Origin of the sequence: Stenotrophomonas sp. TWI1149 (genome assembly GCF_039673155.1) — a bacterium.
In the GTDB taxonomy this organism is placed as follows: Bacteria; Pseudomonadota; Gammaproteobacteria; order Xanthomonadales; family Xanthomonadaceae; genus Stenotrophomonas; species Stenotrophomonas maltophilia_AA.
Map to the genome: position 1 here is coordinate 152544 of NZ_JBDJLB010000003.1, position 24003 is coordinate 176546.

A 24003-nucleotide genomic window follows, 5' to 3' on the forward strand; every position below is an offset into this window, starting at 1 on the left:
CCGCTATAAGGAGATAGCCGCAGATGAAGGACACACAGTACTGGTTTGTCGCGCGTTCCAATGGCTGGGGATGGGGACTTCCCTGCGCCTGGCAGGGATGGGTCGTCTACACCGTCGCATTCGCGCTGCTGATGGCCAGCCCATTCGTGTTCTCGCCATTCAAGGAACCCGTGGCGTTCCAAGTGTGCACCTGGACTGTCGTTATAGCGCTGGTGCTGATCTGTTGGAAGAAAGGGGAACCGCCCAGCTGGCGCTGACAATACGTGGGAGCGCAAACGTATCCTAATATTTCAAATGCGAATGGGTCGTGATACGATTGTTAAGAGTTGTTGAAATTTCCCACACGGACGTCCCCAAGCCATCGCCAGCGGACCCCTCTTTTCCAGGAGTACTGCGTCGATGTTGCACCCGTCCCCCCGTTCCCGTCGTTCCGTTGCCACGCTGACTGTGGCCATTGGTCTCGCCCTGGCGAGTCAGGCACATGCGGATGCAGCGGCAGACGCCGCCTCGCCCCGCCAGATGGACACCGTCGTGGTCACCGCCACCGGCGCCCAGCAGTGGATCAAGGACGCCCCGGCCAGCATCAGCGTGATCACCCGCGAGGAGATCGAACGCAAGCCGGTCAGCAGCATCGGCCAGCTGCTGAGCACGGTTCCCGGCGTGACCGGTGGTTATGCACTGTCCGGCGCGCAGTCCAAGATCCGCCTGCGCGGCCTGCCCGAGCAGTACACGCTGATCCTCATCGACGGCCGCCGGCAGGGCAATTCCTCCGGCGTGAATTACCGCGATGACCTGGGCCCGCAGGATCTGAACTGGCTCTCGCCGGACATGATCGAGCGCATCGAAGTGGTGCGCGGGCCGATGTCCTCGCTGTACGGTTCCGACGCCATGGGCGGCGTGATCAACATCATCACCCGCAAGATCGCCGACGAATGGGGTGGCTCGGTCACCTTCAACTACAGCAAGCCCGATTCCCCCACCCGCGGTGATACCACCCAGATGGGCGCGTTGTTCAGTGGCCCGCTGACCGAGAACCTGGGCCTGCGCGTCGGTGCCAATGTCACCAACCGCGAATCGGATACCGGCCGTCGACAGACGCCTGGCAACAAGGCCGAGAACGCCAACGCGCTGCTCAACTGGCGCATCAATGACGACCACACCGTGGGTTTCGAGGCATCGCGCGGCGAACAGCGCAACAGTGGCGCCGGTGACGTCGGTGCCTGGGGCCTGTCCAAGCTGGTGCAGACCGGCTACGTGGTCATGCACGATGGTCGTTACGGCGATGCCGCCACGTCCAAGACGACGCTGGTGCAGAACGATTACGAAGACAAGGGCAGCGCCGTCGGCAACCACTCCAAGGAGACGGTGTTCGATACCGCGTTCACCCGCAGCTTTCATTGGGGCTTCGAGCAGAGCCTGAACGTGGGCGGGCAGTGGAAGCGCGAAGAGCTGAAGAACAGCGACACCATCGGCACCGTACCGGTGACCTGGACCGGCACCGGCCGCATCAGTCCGGTCAGCGAAGCCGATTCCTGGGCGCTGTTCGCCGAAGATCACATCACCCTGCACGAGCGTTTCATCCTCACGGTGGGCCTGCGCTGGGACAACACCGACAACTACGACGACAACCTGAGCCCGCGCGTCTACGGCGTGTGGCACCCGTCCGATGACTGGACCGTGCGCGGCGGTGTATCGCAGGGCTTCCGTGCGCCCACGCTGAAGCAGGGCACGGCCGGTGCGGCGACGCAGTCCGGTGGCAACGGCTGCACCGCCCTGACCGCCGAAGGCTGGACCAACCGCTCGGTCAGCGCCGATGGCACCACCGGTTGCTACATGGCCGGCAATCCGAACCTGGAACCGGAAACCAGCACCAACTACGAGCTGGGCGTCGGCTTCGACAAGAACGGCTGGTCGGCGTCGGCCACCTACTTCCTGACCGATTTCGATGACAAGATCCAGCAGGTTCCGCTGCGCGAGATTCCGGGCCAGACCACCAGCTTCGTCAACGGATTCTGGTGGACCGTTGCGCAGAACATCCAGAAGGCCCGCACCCGCGGCGTCGAAGCCAGCGTCACCGTGCCCCTGCATGAGCGACTGAACTGGATCACCAATGCCACGCGCATGCTGGAATCGAAGAACCGCACCACCGGCGCCAGCCTGCTGGTGGTGCCCAAGCTGACCGCCAATACCTCGCTGGACTGGCAGGTCACCGATGCCTGGTCGCTCAACCTGAGCGCGCAGCACATCGGCGAGCAGCTGGTGTCCTCCACCAGTGCCACGTTCGCCAAGGCGTACACCACCTGGGACCTGGTCACCGGCTACGACGTCAACGAGCACCTGACCGTCCGTGCAGGCGTGCTCAACCTGGGCGATGTCTCCACCATCGAAGAAGGCAACAACTACGACGGCGGTGCCCGCACCTTCTTCGTGGGTGCCACGGCGCGGTTCTGACCGCGCCGGGTCGAGTGCAGACCTGAGGTGACGAAGGGCGGCGCGGACTTATCCGCGTCGCCCTTCCACGTTGTGAAGCAGCGCGTCGTTGCGCGCCACCGTCCATGCCCGCAACCCCATCACGGCCAGGCCGACGAACACCAGATACAGCACGGCGGTCACGTGCAGTGACTTGACCATGTACATGCCGACGTAGACGACGTCCACCAGGATCCACAGCCACCACGCCGCCGTGTGCCGGCGCGCCTGCCACCACTGGGCGACCAGGCTCAGTGCCGCCAGCATCGCATCCAGCCACGGCAGCGCCGCATCGGTGTAGAAGTGCATCGCCGCGCCAAGCGCGATACCGAAGGCCACGCCGATGCCCAGGTCCCGCCACAACGCGCGCCGCGCCAGCGGCAGGATCGCAACCCTGCCATCGTCTTCGACCTGGCCGCGCCAGCGCACCCAGCCGTAGACCAGGAAGCCGCCGAACACGATCTGCAGCAGCGTGTCCGAATACAGCCTGGCCTCCACGAACACCAGCGCGTACAGCGCGACCGACACCAGTCCGACCGGCCAGGCCAACGGCACCCGGCGCGTCATCAGCCACACCCCGAGCATGCTGACAGCGGCCGCCGACCATTCCAGGATCGCCGGGTTCATAGCGCGAAGGTCACCGACAACCGGGCCTGGCGCGGCGCGCCCGGGAACAGGTAGTAGTCACCCGAGCTGCTGCCGGTATCGCGCCAGTAGAAGCGGTTGAACAGATTGTCCACCGAAAGGTTCCAGGTCACCGGGTGCTCGCCCACCTGATGCTTGAAGCGCAGGCCGGCATCGAACACGCTGTAGGCCGGCGCGCTCACGCGGCCATCGGCCGTGGCCACGTTGGACGCGGCGTAGCGCCAGCCACCGGTCACCCCGAGTCCGGCCACGAACGGCAGCTGGTACTCCGCGTGCACCGTCGCGCGGGTCTTCGGCACGTTGATCAGCTGGTGGCCCTCATAGTCCGGCGTGCCGGCATCGCGTGCACGGGCGCGCAGGAAACTGGCGCTGGCGGTCATCGACAGGCGCTCGCTGAGCTGCCCCTGCGCGGTGAGCTCCAGCCCGGTGTGGGTCTGCTGCCCTTCTTCGACGAAGGTGTAGCCCGCATCGCTGCCGTCCGGCTTGGCGTACTGGAACGGCTGCGAGGTGCGGAACAGTGCCGCGCCGAGGGTCAGCGCGTCGCCGGGGACGAACTTGACGCCCACTTCGACCTGGCGCGACAGCACCGCGGGCAGGAACGTGCCTTCGTTGGACGTCCAGAACGGGGCCTCCTGGCCGAGCGAGATGCCGCGCACGTAGCTGACGTAGGCGTTGACCTCATCGGTGGCCTTCCAGACCAGCGCGGTCTGCGGCAGGAAGCGCGACAGGCGGCTGTGGCGCTCGGGCGTGCCGCGCTTGTCGTAGGCCCGCTCGTCCAGGCGCACGAAACGGCCCCCGGCCAGCCACTGCCAATCGCCCAAGCTCATGCGGTCCAGCGCGAAGACCGCCGTCTGCGCGCTGTCCAGGCGACGCGCGGATGCACCGGGCATCAATGGCGACGGGACGAACTGCGGCACCTGTGCGTCGTGGATGTTGGCGGTGCCCACGTACTCGTTGACGTTGCGGCGCTTGTCCACGGTGCGCTCGAAACGATCCGCGCCAATGCTCAGTGCGTGACTGACGGCACCCGTGTCGAACGCACCCCGCAGCTCGCCACGGAACTCCAGGTTGCGGCGGGTGTCGTCCGGACTGCGGTAATCGTAGATGTCGTAGTCGCCGTTGGGCGCGAAGTAGTTGCCCGGCACGCTGCCATCGGCACATCCGGCGGCGTAGTAGCAGCCATAGGCGAAGGCGACGTTGTCGTCGATCACCGAGCGGCTGTAGCTGGCCGACACGCGCGACTGCCAGCGCGGGCTGAAATCGTAGGTGTGCAAGGCGGTCAGGTTGGTGCTGTCGATCCCGACCGGCCGCTGCCAGGCTTGATAACCCAGCATGTGCTTGCGGTCCACGCCGCGCGGCAGCTCGGTGGCGCCCAGCAGCTGATAGCCCGAGGCCGAGCGCTGCGCGCTGGTCTGGTAGTTGGCATCCACTTCCAGCTTGCCGCGTTCGCCGATCAGCCAGTCGGTGGCCAGCGAGTAGAAATTGCGGCGGCCATCGGCATGGTCGATATAGGAATCGCTGTCTTCCCAGGCCGCATTGAAGCGCACGCCGAAACGCGGCGACAACCAATGGCCGAGATCCACCGCGGTATAGCGCGAGCCTTCCGAGTCGGTGCCGAGGGTGACGTTGCGGACCTCGGCCGGGCGCTTGCCCACGTAATTGACGATGCCGCCGGGCGCCATGACGCCTGCGGCGAGACCCGCCTCGCCCTTGAGTATCTCCACTGACTGGATGTTCTCCAGTGCCAGGCGCTGCTCGCCGGTGATGGCCAGCCCATTGAAGCGGTAGCCGGTGCCGGTATCCAGCGGGAAGCCGCGGATCGCGATGTTCTGGTAGTAGCCGACCGGGGCGTAGCTGTCGCCCAGCGAGGCATCATTGCTGGCCAGCTCGGACAGCGTACGGACCTGGCGGCTGTCCAGCAGGTCGCGGTCCAGCACGTTCACCGAGGCCGGGGTGCTCTTCCAGTCACCGGCGCCGAAGCTGCTGGTCTGCGTGGCGGTGACCGCCGGCTGATGTGCCTGCACGCGCACCGCAGCCAGTTCGGTCGGCGAGCGCTCGGGCGCATCCGCGGGTTCGTTGGCATGGAGAGGCAGCGCGGCGCAGAGGGCGGCGGACAACAGCGTGGGGCGGAAGCAGCGGTTCATTCGATTCGTCATCAGCGAGGGGAGACGAAGCGAAGGCGCGCACGCGCACCGACCCATCACGGCGGTATGCCTGCTGCTCAAAGCTCCCTACGCCGGTGCAAACCGGATCAGGTTCCAAGGGACTCTCTCAGCCTGGTTTCGCCAGGCACCCCCGCTTCTGCGACTATTTCACTACAAACCGTACGGATTTGCGAGCCTGCCCTCAGGCGGCGGCGTGCAGCGCCTTCAGCAGGCCCTGGCCTGCGGCGGTGCTGAACCAGTCAGCATGCCCCAGCAGGAAGGTGTGGTACGCCACGTCCGCATTGGCCGGCGAGTGGGTCACACCTTCGAAGTACTCCACCTCCGAGAGCGCGAAATCCAGCTGCACGACCGGCAGCAGATCTGCCAGCAGGTGCACGCGCTCGGCCGACAGCGGCACGATCTCGCGATAGCCCGCGAGCAGCGCCAGTGCGATATCCACGCGCACGGCCTCCTGCTCCAGCGCCAGCCAGGCGATGGCATTGCGTTCGATGGCCGTGGCCAGATCGAACAAGGCACTGGTCGGTGAGGCCAGGCCGACATCGAGCACGGTCGCGACCACGGACGTATCGCCGTGCGGGCGCCACAGCAGGTTGGAGACATGCCAGTCGTTGTGCGCCCACAGGCGCGGTTCGGCCTGCAGCCGGGCGGCCAGCCCCGCATGCCACGGCAGCACCGAACGCTGCAGATCGGCCTGCCAGTCCTGCCGTGCCAGATAGGCCGCCAGGCCGGGGCGATCAGCGAGACCGGCCTGGAGGGCGGCGACGGGATCGGCGGCGCGGATCAGATCGTCGCGCGCGACCAGCAGGTGCGTGCTGCGCTGGGGTGCGCGGTAGCTGGCCGACGCGCGATGCAGCGTCGCCAGCATCCGTCCCGCCTCGCGTGCCTGCGCGGCATCGGTCAGCAGCGTCCAGGACGGCGTGTCGCGGTACAGGTCGTGGCCACGGCCCACGCTATGCAGCTCATAGGTCCACCCCTCGTGCTCGACCGCGGTTGCACCGTCGCGGTCACGCAGCACCTCGACCACGGGCACGCCGTGCCCGGCCAGGTGCTGCAGGAAGCGATGCTCCTCGGCCAGTCCCACGGTCGTGCGGACGCTGCCGTGGTGGCGCTTGACGAACACCCTGCCGCCCCGGCTTTCCACGATGGCGGCGGCGGACAGCGGCCGCGGGCTGTGCCAGATCAGCTGGCACTCCCCGTCCAGCTGGGCGAAGCGCCCGCGCAGCCAGGCGATCTCGCGATCAGTGATGGCGGGCCAATCGGCCGCCACCTCATCGTTGTTGAGGCCTTGGACGCGGTGGGTGCTGTTGCTCATGGGATAACGGGTCGATGACGGCGAGAAAGCACGCTGTCACCAGACAGTGGGCGCGGCGAGGATACCAAGCCGGGCCCGGCAAGGGGGAGCAGCGGCCGTCGGTCAGGGCGTGCCGTTGCCCTGCTTCGCTGCGGCCGGCTTGGCCGGCAGCAACCGCGGCTGCCCCGCATACCAGTCGCGGGCCCCGGCCAGGTGCCACTTGCGCTGCTCGCCCTGCAGCTCGATGCCGGCCCCGAGCACGCCCCAGCGCAGATAGAGATCACCCCGGCGTTTGGCGTGACTCAGATCCAACCGCGCCTGCAGGGACAACCGCTCGTTCTCGGCCTGCAGGTCCTCCACGATCAGCTCGCCACTGCGCCAGCGCAGCTGGCCGCTGGCCTGCACTTCGCCCGAGTCCAGCATGCCGAGCACCCAGCGCGGGTATTCACTGCGCTGGGCGAACACGCCGAGCAGGGGCCCGGCATCGCGCAGGCGCAGGTCGGCCAGCCCATCGACCTGGAACGGCGCGGCCGCATCGATGTGGCCGCTGCGGATCGCGACCTTGCCCCACCAGCGTCCATCGCTCTTCTCATCGCCCACGTGGATGTTGCGCAGGTCCACCGTGGTGCCACCGAGGTCGAACTGGCGGCTGTCGAAATCCGCTCGCTGCAGGCGCGCCTGCAGCTGGGCATCGCCGCGCATCGCGATGCCGGCCACGCTCAGACGGGCGCCGGTGCCGCGCAGATCGGCCCTGCCCTTGCCGACCCGGCCGGACGCATCCAGCGACACATCCCCGCTGAGCAATCCCGTGCCGCCGAGCAGGCGCACGTTGTCGTTGCCGAGATACCGGTTGTAGGCCGTCAGGTCCGGCACGCGGGCATCGGTGAAGCGCAACTGCGCGCGCATGCCGTCACTCAACTGCTTCAGGCGCGCGTCCCCCTGCAGGGTGAGCGCGAGCTCGCGCCCATCGAACAACAGCGCTTTGGGCGCGTTGGTCGGCGCGGCCTGGAACCGCGGAATCTGCACCTTCAGCTCGGCCTGCGCCGGCGTGCCTTCGACAATCCGGCCCTGTGCCTGGGCATCGCCACGCATGCGGACGCCGGCCACTTCGGCCACGGCCGCCACCTGCGGAATATCCACCTTGCTGCCCGGTGCCAACTCACCCTCGGCCAGCAGCACGTCGGCCTTCAGCAGGCCACCGCCGTCCAGATGGAACCAGGGCTTTTTCACGAACAGGTCGCTGATCCAGTTCAGCGACTGGAACTGCCACGCGCCCTGCACCCTGCCGGACAGTCGCGGCAGCAGCTCGGCCGGCGCCTGGAACGGTATCTTCCGGCCGGTCACGCGGACATCGGCGTTGATCTCGCTGCCCGTCTCCGGGTCGCGCGGCAGCCGCGCCTGCACCCGCATGTCCTGCGCCACGTCCAGCTGCAGGGACAGCAGGCCACGGTCGTCGGCGTGCACGCCGGCATGCAGCGGCAGACGCCAGACCAGACGGCTGCCGGGTCGCAGCGCACCGTCTTCCAGGGTCACATCCGCCGTGAGCCGCGCATTGGAGACCGCGCTGCCAACCTTGACGTGCGGGCCGCCGGTGTCGATGCGCAGGCCCTGGCTGCGGGCGTCGATCTGCAGCTGTGCCCAGGTGATGCCGAGTTTCTGCAGCCCCGGCGCGTCGTCACGATAGTGGCGCGGGAAGTGGAAGCGCGCGGCGATATGCGCATCGTCCAGGACGTTGACCCCGTCGAAGCTGACCTGGGCATCGTCGAAGCCTGCCGTGGAATCGAACAGCTCCGAAGGGCCGCCCTTGAGCTGCTTGAGGAAACCGACCGTGCCGTGGCCCTGGCCGACCACCAGCAGCGTGCCGAAACGGCCGCTGCGGATGGTGTCGCTGTGGATGGCATCGAAGCGCAGGGTCCAGCCGCGGTCGCCGCGCGGCGGTGGCGGGATGGCGTTTTCGACGCGCTCGACCTCGGCTTCCACCCCCGTCGCGTCAATCCGCGGAATGCGCACTTCCTTGCGGAACAGCGCCGGCAGGTCGATCCACGCACTGGCCCGATCGGCGCGGAACACATACTGCGTGCGGTTGGCCTGGCCACGCATGCGGATGTTCCAGACCACGGCCTGGCCCGGCATCAGGGTCAGCGCCGGCCCGGTCTGCATCGTGAATTTTTCAGGTTTGCGGTTGGTGACCGCATCGAACAGCGGCGTATTGAGGAATACGTTGCCTGCCAGCAGGTACAGCACGTACAGCGCCAGCAAGGAGAGCAACGCCACGCGCCACGGCCGGGGCCAGCGCTGGACGCGCTCGGGAATCAGGGGCATGTGGATCCGCAACAGGAAGCAGGATGACAGCCCACTATCGACAACGTGCGGCCGTCACCGCGTGAAGGTGTGCTACGGCAGCTTCGCAATCACCTTGATTTCAACGTCGAATCCGTACAGCCAGGTCACCCCGATCCCGGTCAGCGTCGGATACGGCGCCTCGCCCCAGTAGTCCGGCACGATGGCCCACACGCGCTCGAAGATCTGCTCGGGGTTGACCAGGAACACGGTGACGTCGACCACGTCCTCGAACGTGCAGCCCGCCGCGCCGAGCACGGCGTTGAGGTTCTCGAACGCGCGCCGCACCTGCGCCTCGAGGTCGGGTTCGGGCGAGCCATCCTCGCGGCTGCCGACCTGGCCGGACACGAACAGGAAGCCGTTGGAGCGCACGGCCGGCGAATAGCGGTTGCGCTCGTACAGGGCCTGGCGGCCCGGCGGGAAAACGACGTCACGTGTTGCCATGATCAACCTCTGCCCTGGGCCGACGAACGGCCCGTCAAGAATGAAACGCCACGGTAGACCCGCAGGAGCGCGGGATAAACGCGGCCTGCCCGCCAGGATTGTTTGTAGAATCCAAACAATCAGCCCCCGTGGAATGCAGATGGACCGGTTCGACGCAATGCAGGCCTTCGCCCGGGTGGTGGAAACCGGCAGCTTCACCAAGGCCGCCGACACGCTGCACATGAGCCGAACCACGGTCACGCAGCTGGTGCAGCACCTGGAGGCCCGGCTGCGGGTACGGCTGTTGAACCGCACCACCCGGCAGGTGAACGTCACCGCCGATGGTGCGGCCTACTACGCGCGGGTGATCCGGCTGCTGGCCGACATCGACGACGCTGAAACCAGCCTGTCCACAGCGGCAGCGGCGCCGCGCGGGCGTCTGCGGGTGGACGTGCCCGCCCCCTTCGCGCGGCTGGTGCTGGTGCCCGCCCTGCCCGACTTCCTTGCCCGCTATCCGGAGATCCAGCTCGATCTGGGCGTCAGCGATCGCCACGTGGACCTGATCGACGAGAACGTGGACTGCGTGATCCGCGGCGGACAGATCACGGATCAATCGCTGGTCGCGCGCCATATCGGCGATCTGCAGGCCGGCATCCACGCCTCGCCCGCCTACCTGCAGCAGGCGGGCATCCCCGCGCATCCGCAGGACCTGGAGCAGGCCCCGCATCGCGTGGTCGGCTACCTGCGCTCGCGCAGTGGCACGGTGCTGCCCTACACCCTCCAGCGCGGCGACGAACAGGTCACGGTGAAGGGGCACCACCTGCTCGCGGTCGATGATGGCAATGCTTATCTCGCCGCGGGCGTGGCGGGCCTGGGCGCGCTTTGGCTCCCCGACTACATGGCCGCCCCGCATGTGGCCACCGGCGAGCTGGTCCGGCTGTTCCCGGAGTGGCGCATCGATGCGATGCCGCTGCACCTTGCGTTCCCCCCGAACCGGCATGTCAGCGCCAAGCTGCGCGTCTTCATCGACTGGATCACGGCCCTGGTGGAGCAGCGCATGCCACGTGCGCGTCCGTAAGCGCGGGACGCACTGGCTGCACGCCACGGTTATCGGCTACGGGATGCACGCTGTGGCTCCAGCGCAACCGCGCGATCATCGGATGTTTTCTTCAGCGGCGCGATGACCAGCGTATCGCCCCTGCACACATCCACATCCCGGTAGATCACGCGCCGGCCGTTGCGGAACGCCACGCGAAGGTCGAACCTGCACCCTTCGTCGGCCAACCGGACCGTAGTGCCGGCACCACCACCCGGCAGGGCATCGATCGACCGCGGAACGAAGGCCTCGGTCCCGGCAGGCGCGACGTCCAGGGCCACGACACTGTCATGGGCCCGGTTGAGCAGGCCGAGGTAGCGTGCCTCCGCACCGTGCGCGGTACCGGCGAGCATCAGCGAAACGATCAGGAAGGGGCGGATCAAGGTCATGGCAGCGTCTCCAGGCGGGTGATGAACCCCTGCATCACGCGCCCGCGCGCCCTCGCCGCCAACCGATCCGGGACGAATCGTCGCTACGACCAGGCCAATCGTAATGGGCCGTCATGGCGCTTCCCGCGCTCCCGCCGCCTGCCTAAGATGAGCTTTGCCAGAGACGCCTGGCCCGGAATCGACCATGTACATCCGCCTCGGCAGCACCCGGATCCGCCTGTCCCGCTACCTCGCCCTCTGGACGGCGGTGGCGGTGGTGTTCGCCCTGCAGACCTCGATCAACGCCGGCCTGCCGAACAGCCAACAACCCCTCTGGGATCTCCTGCGCTGGTCGCTGATCCAGTGGTACACCTGGGCAGCCCTGGCACCCACGGTCTTCCGTCTCGCCGAGCGCTTTCCGGTGCGCGGCAGCGGGCGCCTCCACGGGCTCGGCACGCAGGTGGTGGCCAGCTTCTGCATGACGTTCATCGCCATGGTGGTGGGCGCGATCGTCTCCACCCTGTTCGAGCCCAGCGGTTTCTTCGAGCAGCTGGGCTACTTCCTGGAGCAGCACTTCGCCATCGGGCTGCTGACCTACTGGACCCTGTTCGCGATCCAGCAGGCCATCCATTTCCACGCCGAGAAAGCCCGCCGTGAACTGGAGGCGAGCCAGTTGGCCACCGAACTGGCGCAGTCGCGCCTGCTCTCGCTGAAATCCCAGCTGCAGCCGCACTTCCTGTTCAACACCCTGCACGCGATCATTACCCTGCTCGACGAGGACAAAGTCTCGGCCGAAGACATGCTGCTGCGCCTGAGCGAACTGCTGCGCGCGTTCCTGGAAGACTACGACGGCCAGGAAATCCGCCTGCGCCAGGAACTGGACCTGATCGAGCTGTACCTGGGCATCCAGCGCACCCGCTTCAAGGATCGGCTGACCACCCGCACGTATATCGCGCCGGACACGCTGGACTGCGCGGTACCCAGCCTGATCCTGCAGCCGCTGGTGGAGAACGCGCTGCGCCATGGCATCGGCCAGCGCGTGGGCAGCGACACCCTCGAGATCGAGGCGCGCCGCGATGGCGACACGCTGTGCATCGAAGTGCGCAACCGCAACAGCACCCTCTCGGCCGAACCGACCGCATCGGCCGGGCACGGCATCGGCATGAACAACACACGCCTGCGCCTGAAGGAACTGTACGGCGATGCCGCCGATGTCCGGCTGGACATGCTCTGGCCAGAGGGCGTGGCCTGCCGCATCCGCGTGCCGTTCCGTGAACTGGACGGTGCCGACGAGGCACCCGAATTCACCCCGGGGACAACGCCGGGGATCGCACCGGCATGAGCCTGACCGTGCTGGTGGTCGATGATGAGCCGATCGCGCGGCACGCGATCGTGCGGTTGCTGCGCGATGATCCCGGGATCGAGATCGTCGGCGAATGCGGCGATGGCATCTCGGCGGTCGGCGCGATCCGCAGCCACTCACCGGACCTGGTGTTCCTGGACATCCAGATGCCGGCGATCAATGGCATGGACGTGGTCGCCACCATCGGCGCGGCGCGGATGCCGGCCACCGTGTTCGTCACCGCGTACGAGCAGTACGCAGTGAAGGCCTTCGAGGCCAATGCGGTGGACTACCTGGTCAAGCCGTTCAGCCGCGAGCGCTTTGCCGCCACGCTTGAGCGGGCGAAAGCCCGGGTGACGGCGTCAAGCGCGATGGGCACGCAGGCATCGGCGCAGATCCTGCAGGCGCTGGATGCCCTGCGCCAGCGGGACGACTACCTGCAGCGCATCCCGGTGCGCGTCGATGAGCATGTGGTGCTGGTGGCGGTGGAGGACATCGTCTGGATCAAGGCGGCACGCAACACGGTCGAGATCCACCTGGTCGACCGCATGCACGAACTGCGCGAGACCATGACCACCCTCGCCGCGCGTCTGGACCCGCGGCACTTCGCGCGCGTGCATCGCTCGGCGATCGTCAACGTGCGCCGGGTCAAGGCGATCCATCCGTGGTTCAACGGCCACCACGTGGTGACCATGGACACCGGCCAGCAGCTGCGCATGAGCCGGTATCAGAACGAGGCGTTCCTCAAGCTGGTGTCCACGCGCAGCGAATGACGGGTCAATCCGGCATCCGCTCGCCCGCGCGCAGGGTCAACACCTCCACCCCGTCGGCGGTCACCAGCACCGTGTGCTCGGCCTGCGCCGACAGCTTCCCGTCACGGGTGGTCACGGTCCAGCCGTCATCACTCATGTCGATGGTCGCACGGCCCTGGTTGATCATCGGCTCGATGGTGAAGGTCATACCCTCTTCCAGCTCCAGCCCGTCGCCGCGGCGCCCGTAATGCAGCACCTGCGGTTCCTCGTGCATCTCCTGGCCGATGCCATGGCCGCAGAATTCGCGGACCACGCTGTAGCCATGCACCTTGGCATGCTGCTGGATCGCAAACCCGATGTCGCCCAGCGTCGCACCCGGGCGCACCACGCCGATCCCCTTCCACATCGCCTCGCGGGTGACCCGTACCAGCCGCTTGGCCGCGTAGTCCACCTCGCCGACCAGATAGGTCTTGCTGGAATCGGCGATGTAACCGCCCTTCTCCAGGGTGATGTCCAGGTTGACGATGCTGCCGCTGCGCAGGATCACATCCGCTGAGGGCACCCCGTGGCAGACCACATTGTCGATGGAGGAATTGAGCACGTAGGCAAAGCCATACTGGCCTTTGCTTGCCGGGCGGGCGTGCAGTTGATCGACGATGAAGCGCTCGACCCAGTCGTTCACCTGCAGCGTGCTCATGCCCTCCAGCGACAGCTCGTCCAGCGCTTGGAACACCTGTGCCAGCAGACGCCCCGATGCGCGCATCAGCGCTTGTTCTTCAGGGGTCTTGATCATGCTTCGGCCACCCGCAACGCGCCCGGCTCGACCCCGGCGGCACGCAGTTCACGGCTGACGATCTCCTGATAACTCATACCCGGATTCATCTCGCACAGCATGCCGATCTTGATCCAGAACCCCGCCTGGGCATTGATCGAGCGGCCCGAGACGCCGCTGGCGCGGCGCAGGTTGTCGTGCAGTTCGTCGTCGATGTTGACGATGCCCATGGGCGAGCCCTCTGAATATTGATATACACATCATATATGTTTCGTATATCAGATGGAAAGGCCCGCCCCGGATCGCTCAGCCGGTGTACGCCGTCGCCTCGATCTCGAACAGCATGCCGTCCAACGCCAGCCGCGGCACCGGGATCAGCGTGCAGGTCGGCGCACGGCCCAGCGGCCAGCGGCGGCCGATCTGATCCGACAGGATGGCGAGCCGGTCCTGATCGTGATCCACCACCAGCACGGTCAGCTTGGCCACGTCGGCCAGGGTCGCCCCGGCGGAGGCCAGCGCCAGGTTCAGGTTGTCCAGCGCCTGGGCGACCTGCGCCTCGAAGCGCGGCGACAATGCGCCATCGGCGGTCTCCCCGCCCTGCCCGGCGATGTGGATCACGCGGGCCGGCAGGCGCACCACGGCAACGTGGGAATAGCCGTTCGCGGTCGGGTCGTACAGCCCGGACGGATTGATGAAACCAAACAGGCCGGCAGGCGCAACAGGGGCATCGGTCAACATGGGGGAGGCTTGGTCAGGGAGTAAGTGCGCAGTCTCCGGCCTCAACCCCGGTTGAGGTCAACGCAGGGCATTGCAACGCTGCGGTGCAGTCATGGTCGCACCGCTTGCGCGCCGAATCAGGTCCAGGCCGGATCGGCCGTGAAATCGATGGTCAGCCAGAACTCGCTGCCGCGCGCGTCCAAGCGCTCGGCGATCTCATCGCGCATCGCGTCCACGTTGCCGATGGTGCCGATCACTGTCTCCGGATGGGTCAGGATGTGGATTTCCACGAACCGCATGCGGCCCATCTTGGCCACGTGGCTGGTGAAAGCCAGATAGCCGTGCTCGGCAACGAAGTCCTTCATCACCGCCTGCACGCGCGCATCCAGCGTATCCGGCGCCACCTGCAGCACTTCGCGCATGGCTTTCCAGGCGCTGCGAAGCGGTACCGGCAGCACCGCGACGCTGATCGCGGCCAGCACCAGCGGATCCAGATAGGGAATCCAGTGGGCGTGCTCGCCGCCGCGCAGCAGCAAGGCGATCGCGAAGGCCAGCACCACGGCCAGGCTCATCAGTCCACTGAGCAGCCAGGCGCGCACGTCCAGCCACAGCAGAGCCGAATGCAACTGCATCGCGCGGATGCGCACGAACGCCGCCATGGCCAGGTTGCTCACGCACAGCAGGGCCGCCCACAGCAGCGCAGGCCCGGCCTTGACCTCGTGCCCGCCGGTGGTCAGCCCGATCACCGAGTTGGCCAATGCATAGATGCAGGCCAGCGACAGGATCGCCCCGCCGAGGGCCTCCACCATCGGCTCCAGATGCCAGTACCCATACTGGAAGCGCGGGCTTTCTTCCCGCGCCACCAGCCGCAGCACCGACAACGCCACCAGGGTCAGCGCCACGTCCACCAGGCTGTAGACGCCGTCGAACAGGATGGCCTGCGATCCCACCAGCAGGCCCCCGATGAAGCCGACGGCGCTGACCGCCATCGTCACTCCGATGGAAAACGTGAGGACCCGCTGCTCGCGTGCTGTATCCATCGCTGGCCGAGGGTCCTCCGCGCGGGCGTCAGACCTTCAGCACCTCCACCTTGTAGCGCGGCGCATCGCCGTCGGTGTCGATGATAAGCCCGTGCACATCCGACTCGAAGCCCGGGAAGCGCGCGTTCTGCTCACGGGCGATCCGCAGCGACTGGATGATCGGCTCATCGCTGGCACCGAAGCGCTCGCCCGGCATGATGGTCGGGATGCCCGGCGGGTATGGCACCAGCATGGTGCCGGCGATGCGGCCACTGATCTGCTCGATGTCGACCCGCTCGATCTGGCCGCGCACCAGGTGGTCGTAGGCCTCGGCCGGGGTCATCACCGGCTCGGGCAGGTCCACGTACATCGCGCGCATCACCTGGGCAACGCCGAACTCATCGTTGAAGGCATGCAGCGCATCGCACAGATCGCGCAGGCCCCAGCCGGCGTAGGCGATCGGGAATTCGGCGGCGAGCTGCGGCAGTGCACGGGTCAGCGGCGCGTTATTGTCGTACAGCTCCTTGAACGCCATCAGCTCGGTCACCAGGGTGCTCCACTTGCCCTTGGTGATGCCCATCGAGAACAGGAACAGCACCGAGTACAGGTTCGTCTTCTCCACGGTGATGCCGCGGGTCCACAGGAATTTGCTCAGGACCGCGGCCGGAATCCCCCGCTTGCCCATTTCGCCGTCCATCGACAGCCCGGGGGTCAGCAGGGTCACCTTGATCGGATCGATCAGCACGTAGTCGTCGACCAGTCCCTCGAAACCGTGCCAGTGCGCGTCCGGCTGCAGGTACCACTCGCTGCGCTTGGCCACCATCGGGGCCGGTGCGTCGCCCTTGGCCAGCGAGCGCTCCAGCTTGTCCGGCTGCCAGACGCTGAACCACCAGTCATCCCGACCCAGGTCCTCGCGCACATGCAGCATCGCGCGGCGGAAGGCGATCGCCTCGTCGTGCATTTCCTGCACCAGCGATTCCCCGGCCGCGCCCTCCATCATCTTGGAGGCCACATCGCAGGCCGCGATCACCCCGTAATGCGGGCTGGTCGTGGTGTGCATCATGAAGGCTTCGTTGAAGCGCTCGGCATCCAGCTCGCGGGAGGCCGCATTGCGCACGTGGATCATCGAGGCCTGCGAGAACGCAGCCAGCAGCTTGTGCGTGGAGTGCGTGGTGAAGATGATCGCATCCTGTTCGCGCGGCTTGCCCTTGGCCATGCCGTAGTGGTTCTCGTAGAACGGATGGAAGGCGGCGTAGGCGTACCAGGCTTCGTCGAAATGCAGGTAGTCGACCGCGCTGCCGATTTCCTCGGCGATCTTCTCGGCGTTGTAGCACAGCCCGTCGTAGGTCGAGTTGGTCACCACCGCGATGCGCGGCTTGGAGCCGGCCTTGTAGGCCTTGCTGGCCAGCGGGTTGGCGGCGATGGCCTGCTGCAGCGATTCGGGGGTGAACTGATCCAGGCTGATCGGGCCGATGATGCCGTGCGCGTTGCGGCTCGGGGTGAAATACACCGGGATGCCCCCGGTCATGATCAGCGAGTGCAGCAGCGACTTATGGCAGTTGCGGTCGACGAACACCACATCGCCGCGCCCTACCGTGCCGTGCCAGACGATCTTGTTGGCGGTGGAAGTACCGTTGGTGACGAAGAAGGTATGGTCGGCACCAAAGTTGCGCGCCGCCTCGTTCTCGGCCTCCTTGATCGGACCGCTGTGGTCGAGCAGCGAACCCAGCTCCGGCACCGAGATCGACAGGTCGCTGCGCAGCGTGTTCTCACCGTAGAACTGGTGGAACGCGCGCCCTACCGGTGATTTGGTGAACGCCACGCCGCCGGCATGACCGGGCGTGTGCCAGGAATAGTTCGACTCGGCTGTATGGTGGATCAGGGCCTTGAAGAACGGCGGCAGCAGGTTGGCCATGTAGTCTTCGGCCGCACGCATCACCTGGCGCGAAATGAAGCTCTTGGTATCTTCGAACAGGAAGATGTAGCCGTGCACGAACTTGAGCAGCTTGCTCGGCACCTTCTCGATCGTGCGCCGCTCGCCGTACAGGAAGACCGGCAGGTTCGCGCGGCGGGCGGTCTGCTCACGCAGGAAGCCGAGCAGGCGCTGGAACTGCTCCGGGTTCTCCTCGGTGCCGTCGATGGAGATCAGCACCGCCGAAGCCGCCACATAGGTGCGTGCACCGGCCTGGGCGTCGGCCAGGGTCAGACCGCACAGCACGCGCTGGTCGCTCTTGCGCAGCTCGTCCACCAGCGCACGGATCAGGATGCCGCCGATGCGCGGGGATTCGTAGTCGTCGTCGATGACGATGATCGGGTAATCAAGGGACTTGAAGTACACAGGGATTCTCCTGGGGGAAGATCACGAAAGCGTGGTGCGGACGGCGGCATCGAGGGCGGGAAGCTGGCCGCGCTGGCGGCGACGCTCCTCGCTGAAGAACGGATAGAACACCGTGATGAACAACACGAACAGGAAGGCGTACTGCACGATGTTGCCGGCCGAGCCGAAGATCGCCCACAGGCAGTACACGACGGTGACGCTGGTCAGCAGCCAGAACGCGCCGGTATGCACCAGCGTGTGCGAGCGCTCGACCACGAAATAGCAGGCCACGCAGGAGTAGATGTAGGGCAGCAGGGTCAGCACCACCGCGGCCGAGGTGATCACGTCGAACTGGGCCGAGGCGGTCTTGGAGGTCGAGGTGACCAGCACCGCCAGGGTCATCAGCACGGCCACGATCAGCACGCCCTTGACCGGCACGTCGTCCTTGTTGGTCTTGCTGAAGATGCTCGGGAACAGGCCATCGTCCGACGCGGCCTTGGCGCTCTGCGCGGTCAGCAGGATCCAGCCACCGAGCGAGCCGGCGGCACCCACGAAGGCGCACAGGCTGACCAGCGCCCCGCCCCACCCGCCCACGGCATTGGCCGCCGCCAGCGCGAACGGCGCATCGGAGACCTGCAGGTCGCCATTGGGCACCATGCCCATGATCACCGAGGAGCTGGCGATGTAGGCGATCGCCGCCAGGAACACGCCGGCGAGCGTGGCACGCGCCACGTTCTTCTCCGGATTCTCGACCACACCGGCGGTCACCGAGGCCGATTCCACGCCGATGAAGGCCCACAGGGTCAACGCCGCGGCGCTTGAGATCGCGCCGAAGTTGGACTCCCCGGACACGTTGTAGGCGCCCTTGAAGATCGTCGGGTCGAAGAAGAACCAGCCGAAGATGGCGATGCCCAGGATCGGCACCAGCGCGAAACTGGTGGTCACCGTCTGCAGCTTGCTGACGAACGACGGTCCGATGACGTTGGCGAAGCTCAGCGCCCACACCAGCGCCAGCACTGCGATGCAGCGCGGCACCGGCTCGGACAGGATCGGGAAGAAGTAGCTGAAGTAGCCCACCGCCGCGATCGGGATGGCGACGTTGCCGATCCAGTTGGCAAACCAGTAGACGGCATTGGTCTGGAAGCCCATGTAGGGCCCGAACCAGTCACGCGCGTGGGCATACGGCCCACCGGCCTTGGGCGCCAGCTTGCCGAGCTTGGCGAACACGAACGCCAGCAGCAGCGCGCCGGCCGTGGTGATCAGCCAGCCCCAGATCGAGGCGGTGCCGATCTTGGCCAGGCTGGAGGGCAGCAGGAACACCCCCGACCCCATCATGTTGCCGGCCACCAGGAAGGTGGCCCCGACGACCCCGATTTTCTTTGCTTGTGCCATGACGCTTGCTCCTTTGCCAGGCAGGGACCCGGTCAGGCCGGGCGGTGGGAGTTACTTGATGAAGTTGTATTGCAGGCTGCCCTGCAGCCGCACGGTGTCGCCGCGCTGTCCGCCCTGCTGCTCCAGCTGCCCGTAAAGCAGTTCCATGCCCATCGTCCAGGACGGCGCCGGGCTCCACAGCAGGTTGAAGACGCCGTAGCGGCTCTGGCGGAAGGCATCGGCGGCCAGCGCATCGTTGCGCCCGCTGGTCAGCTGGCCGTAGATCAGGTTCGAACGCCACAGCGGCGACCAGTAATGCGTGTATCCGACGAAGCCGCCGTACAGCGACAGCGCCTGCAGGCGGCCATCGGCGGTCACCACCGCATCCATGCCCGACCCGGTCAGGTCGGCCGTATAGCGCGCCAGTCCCTTGCCACCGAGCATGCCGAACAGCAGCAGGTCCTGTTCTCCCATCGCCGCCGAACCGCTGAGCTGCAGGCCACCGGCAAAGCGCCGGCCATCGCCGGCATCGCCGTCGAAGCCCAGACTGCGCGCGACACCGCCGAGCTGCAGGTGTCCCCAGTCGCGCTCCATGCGGGCGGTGACGGTGACATCGGGGAGCTGGTCGACCGGCATGATCCCCTCGGCGGGGTTGCTCAACTGGGTATCCGGATCTTCGGCTGCCACGGTGAGCGTGTTGCCTTTGCCCATCGCGAAGCTGTGGTGGATGCCGGCCACCAGCAGGTAGCCTGCGCCGCCCGGACCGGCGAAATCCAGGGTGTCGGGCAGGCTGTCGGCATCCATGAAGCTGGAATAGCCGTAGCCGGCATAGGTGTTGCCGAGCTGGCCGTACGCGTGGCGCAGGCGGAACTGATAGCTGTCGCTGCTGCCGAAGAAGTCGTTCTCCAGGTAGAAGCGCAGGTTGCCGTGCGTGGTCGGGCGCCGCGCTTCGAAGCTGAAGCGGGTCTGCTTGGCATGCAGCGTGAAGTTGGACACATCCCGGTGCGCACTGCCGACCGGAATGGACGAGGTGATGAACTGCTCCTGGTCACCGGCCGCACGGGAATCGGCGATCGCATCGAGCTTGGCGTAGCCGCCGATACGGATCAGGGTGTCGGTGTTGGGAATCGCGAAGAAGCCTTTCAGCTCGGGATCGGTCGGGCCGGCGGCGCTGTCCGGGCGGGACGCGGCGGTGGACGGATCGGAAACGGAATCACGTTGCGGGAGGATGGCCTGGCCCATGCCCGGCACCTGGGCCTGGGCGGTCAGCGGGGCCGGTGACGGCAAGGGCGCGGCCGTCGTGCCCGGCGAAGGAATCGCCGTGGCCACCGGCGAGGCGGGAGGCGGCCTCCCGGATTCGATCGCTTCCAGGCGCTTCTCCATCTGTTCCAGGGTCTGCCGCAGCGTCTGGATGTCCTGCCGCAACGCCGCGGCCGAATCCTGCGCGTACACCGGTGCCGCAGCCATCGCTGCCACGCATGCGACCGTCAACACAGCCAAGCGCATCACATCCTCCTTGAAACGCACACAGTCCCGCGCGTCCGCAGCGGCAGACGTCCAGGACGCCGCAGGCCACGGGCGCACAGCCCGGCACTGCACGGCGCGCGACCACCGCGCCCGCACGGGATCCCCTCATCCCTGATGACCAACGCGCTCACGCGTGTCGGCCAGCGCCTTGAGTAACAATCGCAAAGTGAGAATGTCGTGAATGTTGTGAGGCCGTTTTCTGACCGCCACGCCACGAATCCAATGCGTGCGGGAAAATCCATGGAATAGCGCATGGAGCCAAGCGTAGCGATCCGGGCGATTCCGGCCTTGATCCAAATCAAGCCGGACGCATCGGCCCAGGCGGAGGTGCACCGCTGCAGCGCGAAGCCGAAACGAAACGCGCCGGGCATGGCCCGGCGCGAGGTGTGGCGTGTAACGGGGCGCGTTGGCTCAGCGCGGGCCGAGCACCACGGTCATGTCGTCGCCCTGCGGCATGCCGGAGCGGCGTTGCACCATGCCCTGTGCATCCTTGAACAGAATGCCCGGCGTGCCCTGGAAACCAAGCTCGATCATCAACACCTGGTTCGCATCCAGCTTGTTGGCGACCTCCGCGGTCAGCGATGCCGCCGGCTTGATACCGCCGCGATCGAACAGTCGCTCGTTCTCCAGCAGTGCAGCACTGGGATTGGGCGCGGTAAGAATCGCGGCCGCCTTGGCCGGGCTGTCTTCGCGGATCACGCCAACCATGACGTGGCGCAACTGCACTTTGCCGGCATCCACCCACGGTCGTGCCGCTTCCCAGAAGCGATGGCAGTAAGGGCAGTTCGCATCGCTGAAGGTGTAGACCACGCGCGGCGCATCGGCACGGCCGTCGCGCACCCAGGCGCTCTGGTCGAGCTTCTTCCAGCTGCGCTCGGACATCGGCTTGGCCACCAGCTTCTCCAGCGGCCCTGCACCCACGTCTTCGCCATTGGCATCGAACAGACTGCCGACGACCACGTGCTTTCCATCCGCGGTGACATACGCCGCCGCGGGTTGCTGCCCGCCGACCACGCCGGCGAAACCGCGCAGGCCACCGGGCGCATCAAACTCGCCGATCACCTCGAAACCATGCTTCTCGATGCCCTTCAGTACCGCCGGGCGATCGCCACCGACCTTCCCTGCGGCGGCATCACCGGCCTTCGGCGTCTGCGCCTGGCTGCACCCGGCCAAGACCATCAGCAGCGACACGGCAAGCACGGTGCCCAGCGGGCGCGAGGACTTCAATTTCATGGTGACTCCTGGATTCAATAAACATGACAACGCGACCCCGGTTACAGGCTGTCGAGCTTGGATTGCAGGCCAGCGGCACTGAGTTCACCCAGGTGTATCTGCCGCAGCCGGCCCTGCGCATCGAAGAACAGGGTAGTCGGATAGGCGTGCACCTGCAGCCGCTCGGCGGTGAGTGCGTCCTCGTCGAGCAGCACATTGGCCAGCGTCAACCGCTCGGCGGCCAGGAAACCCTGGACCTCCTCGCGGGTTTCACCCTGGTTGACGAACAGGAAGCGGATATCCGGATGGCGCTGCTGCGCGCGGGCCAGCACCGGCATCTCGCGACGACAGGGGCCGCACCAGCTCGCCCAGAGATTGACCACCACCGGCTTGCCCTGCGTGTCGGACAACGCGGTTGGCGCGCCCTCCAGCGAGGTCAGGGTGACCACCGGCAGCGTCACCCGCGATTGCTGCAGCCAGCCAGCGCCGCTGGACAGCACCGCCCAGCCGAGGACGCCGGCCAGGGCACCGGCCCATACCGGCCGACGCAACGAAGGCCATCGGCGCAGACGCCATGCGCCCCACCCCAGCCCCGCCACCAGGGCCGGCCACAACAGGAAGCCGCCATCGCCGATGCGCAGGACGCCCCAGGGATCCTGCGCATAATCGCCGACATGCCAGAGCACGAAGGCGGCGCGGCCGGCCAGCAGGCCCAGCAGCAGCATGTCGACCACCACCGATCGCGGACGCGGTGCGCCCTCGATGGCCGGCGTACGCACCACGCTGGCCACGAGCATCGCAATGCCGACGGCCACCAACATCCACACGACCGCAAGCGGTACCGGGCCTACACTGCTGATCATTGATTCTCTCCGCCATCGCTCGGGGTCTGCCTCGCTGCGACGGCTGTTGCTTCGGGCCCGCCGGCATCGTCCCAGCAAGGCGTCAAAGGAGCAAGCGTGCCGGTGGTGCGCGATTCAGGCCACCGAGCGCACCGGCTCGACCATCCGACCGACCGTTCGCGGGGCAACCCGCTCACGCAGTTGCGCGGCCACCTGACGCCGATAGCGTGCCGGTGTCAGCCCGACGAGGCGCAGGAACAACCTACGGAATGCGCTCTGGTCGGAATACCCGACCAACGCTGCCACCTGGTCGACCACGCCACCGGCCTGCAGCAGCAACTGCGCTTTGGCGATGCGCAGCCGCTGGCAGTACTCGATCGGCCGCATCCCGGTGGCTTTCAGGAACCGCCGCTGCAAGGTGCGCGGCTCCAGGCCCGCCTGCATGCAGATGTCCTCCAGCCCGACCCCGCGGGCGGCGATCCCATGCAGCCAGCGCTGCGCCTTGAGGATGCATCGGTCGCCGTGCGCGAAGTTCGGACTGAAGCGCTCCAGGTCGTCCAGCTCGGTACGCGGGATCACCAGCTGCAGCTGCTGGATGACGGTGTTCATCACGCTCTGCCCATAGACACGCGCCAGCAGCCGCAGGCTCAGGTATTTCCAGGCCTCCTGGCCTGCGGCGGTCAGCAGATCGCCGTCATCGACCAAAGTGCGTTCGCTGGGCAACCAGCTGGGCACCATCATGCGCAGTGGCGGGCAGCGTGCGGGATCGGGCACGCTGACCGAGCGCCCGGCCAGCACACCCGCGGCCGCCAGCAGCAGACCACCTTCATCGCAGCCGGCCAGCAGGCTGCAGCCATCGTGACATTCCCGCAGCCAGGCCAGCAGGCGCTCGTCGGGCGGCGGCATGGTCCAGCTCGATTCGCTCCCGGGCACGACGATGATGGTCGGCAACGCATCGCCGAACAGTTCCGTTCCGGCAACGCGCTGCATGCCGCGCGCGGACATCGTCCAGCGCGTCACCAGCATGCGTGCACCGGTGCGACGGCCGGCGGCCACCGTGCGGTTGCAGCGCTGCGCCAGCTCGGAGAGGATCGGTGCGGCAGCGCGAAGGCTGCCGGGGAATTCCACCACCGCGACTTCCATCAGGGCCGGCTTGTCCGGCCGGCGGTCCGGCTGCAGCGTGTTGCGGGGTGCGTCCATGGCCATTCTCCTGGAACAGTGCCTGCCGGCGAGGGCCGGTCAGATCAGGTCGATACATTCAGATCGCCTGAGGCTACGGACGTCCCGGGAGCAGGACCATGCAACTAGTTGCAAATTTCACACCCGCTGAACTTC

General features: G+C 66.9%; 21 protein-coding genes and 1 riboswitch. Of the genes, 5 read left to right on the forward strand and 16 right to left on the reverse strand.

Going from position 1 to position 24003, the window contains the following annotated elements; all coding sequences use genetic code 11:
• The first annotated feature begins 23 nt into the window (after positions 1-23).
• Positions 24-257, forward strand: coding sequence for a hypothetical protein (locus ABE424_RS04615; RefSeq protein WP_179458702.1), 234 nt, complete (start codon positions 24-26; stop codon positions 255-257).
• Positions 258-399: 142 nt separating this feature from the next.
• Positions 400-2451: a TonB-dependent receptor gene (locus tag ABE424_RS04620; protein ID WP_346491000.1), complete on the forward strand. Its 2052-nt coding sequence runs from the start codon at positions 400-402 to the stop codon at positions 2449-2451.
• A gap of 48 nt (positions 2452-2499) precedes the next feature.
• On the opposite strand, the gene pnuC is transcribed toward ABE424_RS04620, so the two are convergent.
• The 5 genes from pnuC to ABE424_RS04645 all read right to left on the reverse strand — a co-directional run bounded on the left by pnuC (position 2500) and on the right by ABE424_RS04645 (position 9354).
• Positions 2500-3096, reverse strand: coding sequence for a nicotinamide riboside transporter PnuC (pnuC, locus tag ABE424_RS04625; protein ID WP_346490999.1), 597 nt, complete (start codon positions 3094-3096; stop codon positions 2500-2502).
• The gene (locus tag ABE424_RS04630) at positions 3093-5258 is read right to left on the reverse strand and encodes a TonB-dependent siderophore receptor (protein ID WP_346490998.1); all 2166 of its coding nucleotides are present in this window, start codon (positions 5256-5258) and stop codon (positions 3093-3095) included. Before ABE424_RS04630 ends, pnuC begins: the two co-directional genes overlap by 4 nt.
• 67 nt (positions 5259-5325) lie before the next feature.
• Positions 5326-5421, reverse strand: a riboswitch (TPP riboswitch).
• A gap of 39 nt (positions 5422-5460) precedes the next feature.
• Entirely contained in the window at positions 5461-6591 is a 1131-nt protein-coding gene (locus tag ABE424_RS04635) for a phosphotransferase (RefSeq protein ID WP_346490997.1), read from the reverse strand.
• A gap of 102 nt (positions 6592-6693) precedes the next feature.
• Positions 6694-8892 carry a hypothetical protein gene (locus ABE424_RS04640; protein WP_346490996.1) on the reverse strand — a complete coding sequence of 733 codons (2199 nt, stop codon included), beginning with the start codon at positions 8890-8892 and terminating at the stop codon, positions 6694-6696.
• A 72-nt stretch (positions 8893-8964) separates the two neighbouring features.
• Positions 8965-9354 (reverse strand): RidA family protein, encoded by a 390-nt coding sequence (locus ABE424_RS04645; protein ID WP_176988673.1) that lies wholly within the window; start codon positions 9352-9354, stop codon positions 8965-8967.
• Positions 9355-9493: 139 nt separating this feature from the next.
• On the opposite strand from ABE424_RS04645, the gene ABE424_RS04650 reads away from it, so the two are divergent.
• Positions 9494-10411: a LysR family transcriptional regulator gene (locus tag ABE424_RS04650; protein ID WP_346490995.1), complete on the forward strand. Its 918-nt coding sequence runs from the start codon at positions 9494-9496 to the stop codon at positions 10409-10411.
• A 29-nt stretch (positions 10412-10440) separates the two neighbouring features.
• Here the strand turns inward: ABE424_RS04650 and ABE424_RS04655 are convergent, their stop codons facing one another.
• Positions 10441-10818 carry a hypothetical protein gene (locus ABE424_RS04655; RefSeq protein ID WP_346490994.1) on the reverse strand — a complete coding sequence of 126 codons (378 nt, stop codon included), beginning with the start codon at positions 10816-10818 and terminating at the stop codon, positions 10441-10443.
• 184 nt (positions 10819-11002) lie between these two features.
• Between ABE424_RS04655 and ABE424_RS04660 the strand changes: the two genes are divergently transcribed.
• Together ABE424_RS04660 and ABE424_RS04665 are read left to right on the forward strand one after the other, a co-directional pair.
• On the forward strand, positions 11003-12139 hold the full coding sequence (locus tag ABE424_RS04660; RefSeq protein WP_346490993.1) for a histidine kinase: 1137 nt from the start codon (positions 11003-11005) through the stop codon (positions 12137-12139).
• Entirely contained in the window at positions 12136-12912 is a 777-nt protein-coding gene (locus ABE424_RS04665; protein ID WP_346490992.1) for a LytTR family DNA-binding domain-containing protein, read from the forward strand. Before ABE424_RS04660 ends, ABE424_RS04665 begins: the two co-directional genes overlap by 4 nt.
• Positions 12913-12916: 4 nt before the next feature.
• On the opposite strand, the gene map is transcribed toward ABE424_RS04665, so the two are convergent.
• From map to ABE424_RS04715, 10 genes are all read right to left on the reverse strand, one after another.
• Positions 12917-13684, reverse strand: a complete 768-nt coding sequence (gene map / locus ABE424_RS04670; RefSeq protein WP_346490991.1) for a type I methionyl aminopeptidase — start codon at positions 13682-13684, stop codon at positions 12917-12919.
• Positions 13681-13893, reverse strand: a complete 213-nt coding sequence (locus ABE424_RS04675; RefSeq protein ID WP_088433419.1) for a ParD-like family protein — start codon at positions 13891-13893, stop codon at positions 13681-13683. Before ABE424_RS04675 ends, map begins: the two co-directional genes overlap by 4 nt.
• A 76-nt stretch (positions 13894-13969) precedes the next feature.
• A complete protein-coding gene (locus ABE424_RS04680; RefSeq protein ID WP_346490990.1) occupies positions 13970-14401 on the reverse strand; it encodes a RidA family protein in 432 nt (143 codons plus the stop codon).
• A 116-nt stretch (positions 14402-14517) separates the two neighbouring features.
• Positions 14518-15420 (reverse strand): cation diffusion facilitator family transporter, encoded by a 903-nt coding sequence (locus ABE424_RS04685; protein ID WP_346490989.1) that lies wholly within the window; start codon positions 15418-15420, stop codon positions 14518-14520.
• 28 nt (positions 15421-15448) lie between these two features.
• Complete coding sequence (locus ABE424_RS04690; RefSeq protein ID WP_346490988.1) at positions 15449-17737, reverse strand: Orn/Lys/Arg decarboxylase N-terminal domain-containing protein; 2289 nt, start codon at positions 17735-17737, stop codon at positions 15449-15451.
• A 21-nt stretch (positions 17738-17758) separates the two neighbouring features.
• Positions 17759-19108 carry an arginine/agmatine antiporter gene (gene adiC, locus ABE424_RS04695; protein ID WP_176988665.1) on the reverse strand — a complete coding sequence of 450 codons (1350 nt, stop codon included), beginning with the start codon at positions 19106-19108 and terminating at the stop codon, positions 17759-17761.
• A 51-nt stretch (positions 19109-19159) separates the two neighbouring features.
• The gene (locus tag ABE424_RS04700; RefSeq protein WP_346490987.1) at positions 19160-20593 is read right to left on the reverse strand and encodes a DcaP family trimeric outer membrane transporter; all 1434 of its coding nucleotides are present in this window, start codon (positions 20591-20593) and stop codon (positions 19160-19162) included.
• A gap of 432 nt (positions 20594-21025) precedes the next feature.
• Positions 21026-21847: a thiol:disulfide interchange protein DsbG gene (gene dsbG / locus ABE424_RS04705; protein WP_346490986.1), complete on the reverse strand. Its 822-nt coding sequence runs from the start codon at positions 21845-21847 to the stop codon at positions 21026-21028.
• 41 nt (positions 21848-21888) lie between these two features.
• Positions 21889-22689 (reverse strand): TlpA disulfide reductase family protein, encoded by an 801-nt coding sequence (locus ABE424_RS04710; RefSeq protein ID WP_346490985.1) that lies wholly within the window; start codon positions 22687-22689, stop codon positions 21889-21891.
• A gap of 114 nt (positions 22690-22803) precedes the next feature.
• On the reverse strand, positions 22804-23868 hold the full coding sequence (locus tag ABE424_RS04715; RefSeq protein ID WP_346490984.1) for a helix-turn-helix domain-containing protein: 1065 nt from the start codon (positions 23866-23868) through the stop codon (positions 22804-22806).
• Between the last annotated feature and the right edge of the window lie 135 nt (positions 23869-24003).

Excerpts from the sequence above, each read along its gene's own strand:
- ABE424_RS04615 (WP_179458702.1), top strand. The coding sequence starts at position 24 with ATGAAGGACACACAGTACTGGTTTGTCGCGCGTTCCAATGGCTGGGGA.
- ABE424_RS04620 (WP_346491000.1), top strand. The coding sequence starts at position 400 with ATGTTGCACCCGTCCCCCCGTTCCCGTCGTTCCGTTGCCACGCTGACT.
- pnuC (WP_346490999.1), bottom strand. The coding sequence starts at position 3,096 with ATGAACCCGGCGATCCTGGAATGGTCGGCGGCCGCTGTCAGCATGCTC.
- ABE424_RS04630 (WP_346490998.1), bottom strand. The coding sequence starts at position 5,258 with ATGAACCGCTGCTTCCGCCCCACGCTGTTGTCCGCCGCCCTCTGCGCC.
- ABE424_RS04635 (WP_346490997.1), bottom strand. The coding sequence starts at position 6,591 with ATGAGCAACAGCACCCACCGCGTCCAAGGCCTCAACAACGATGAGGTG.
- ABE424_RS04640 (WP_346490996.1), bottom strand. The coding sequence starts at position 8,892 with ATGCCCCTGATTCCCGAGCGCGTCCAGCGCTGGCCCCGGCCGTGGCGC.
- ABE424_RS04645 (WP_176988673.1), bottom strand. The coding sequence starts at position 9,354 with ATGGCAACACGTGACGTCGTTTTCCCGCCGGGCCGCCAGGCCCTGTAC.
- ABE424_RS04650 (WP_346490995.1), top strand. The coding sequence starts at position 9,494 with ATGGACCGGTTCGACGCAATGCAGGCCTTCGCCCGGGTGGTGGAAACC.
- ABE424_RS04655 (WP_346490994.1), bottom strand. The coding sequence starts at position 10,818 with ATGACCTTGATCCGCCCCTTCCTGATCGTTTCGCTGATGCTCGCCGGT.
- ABE424_RS04660 (WP_346490993.1), top strand. The coding sequence starts at position 11,003 with ATGTACATCCGCCTCGGCAGCACCCGGATCCGCCTGTCCCGCTACCTC.
- ABE424_RS04665 (WP_346490992.1), top strand. The coding sequence starts at position 12,136 with ATGAGCCTGACCGTGCTGGTGGTCGATGATGAGCCGATCGCGCGGCAC.
- map (WP_346490991.1), bottom strand. The coding sequence starts at position 13,684 with ATGATCAAGACCCCTGAAGAACAAGCGCTGATGCGCGCATCGGGGCGT.
- ABE424_RS04675 (WP_088433419.1), bottom strand. The coding sequence starts at position 13,893 with ATGGGCATCGTCAACATCGACGACGAACTGCACGACAACCTGCGCCGC.
- ABE424_RS04680 (WP_346490990.1), bottom strand. The coding sequence starts at position 14,401 with ATGTTGACCGATGCCCCTGTTGCGCCTGCCGGCCTGTTTGGTTTCATC.
- ABE424_RS04685 (WP_346490989.1), bottom strand. The coding sequence starts at position 15,420 with ATGGATACAGCACGCGAGCAGCGGGTCCTCACGTTTTCCATCGGAGTG.
- adiC (WP_176988665.1), bottom strand. The coding sequence starts at position 19,108 with ATGGCACAAGCAAAGAAAATCGGGGTCGTCGGGGCCACCTTCCTGGTG.
- ABE424_RS04700 (WP_346490987.1), bottom strand. The coding sequence starts at position 20,593 with ATGCGCTTGGCTGTGTTGACGGTCGCATGCGTGGCAGCGATGGCTGCG.
- dsbG (WP_346490986.1), bottom strand. The coding sequence starts at position 21,847 with ATGAAATTGAAGTCCTCGCGCCCGCTGGGCACCGTGCTTGCCGTGTCG.
- ABE424_RS04710 (WP_346490985.1), bottom strand. The coding sequence starts at position 22,689 with ATGATCAGCAGTGTAGGCCCGGTACCGCTTGCGGTCGTGTGGATGTTG.
- ABE424_RS04715 (WP_346490984.1), bottom strand. The coding sequence starts at position 23,868 with ATGGACGCACCCCGCAACACGCTGCAGCCGGACCGCCGGCCGGACAAG.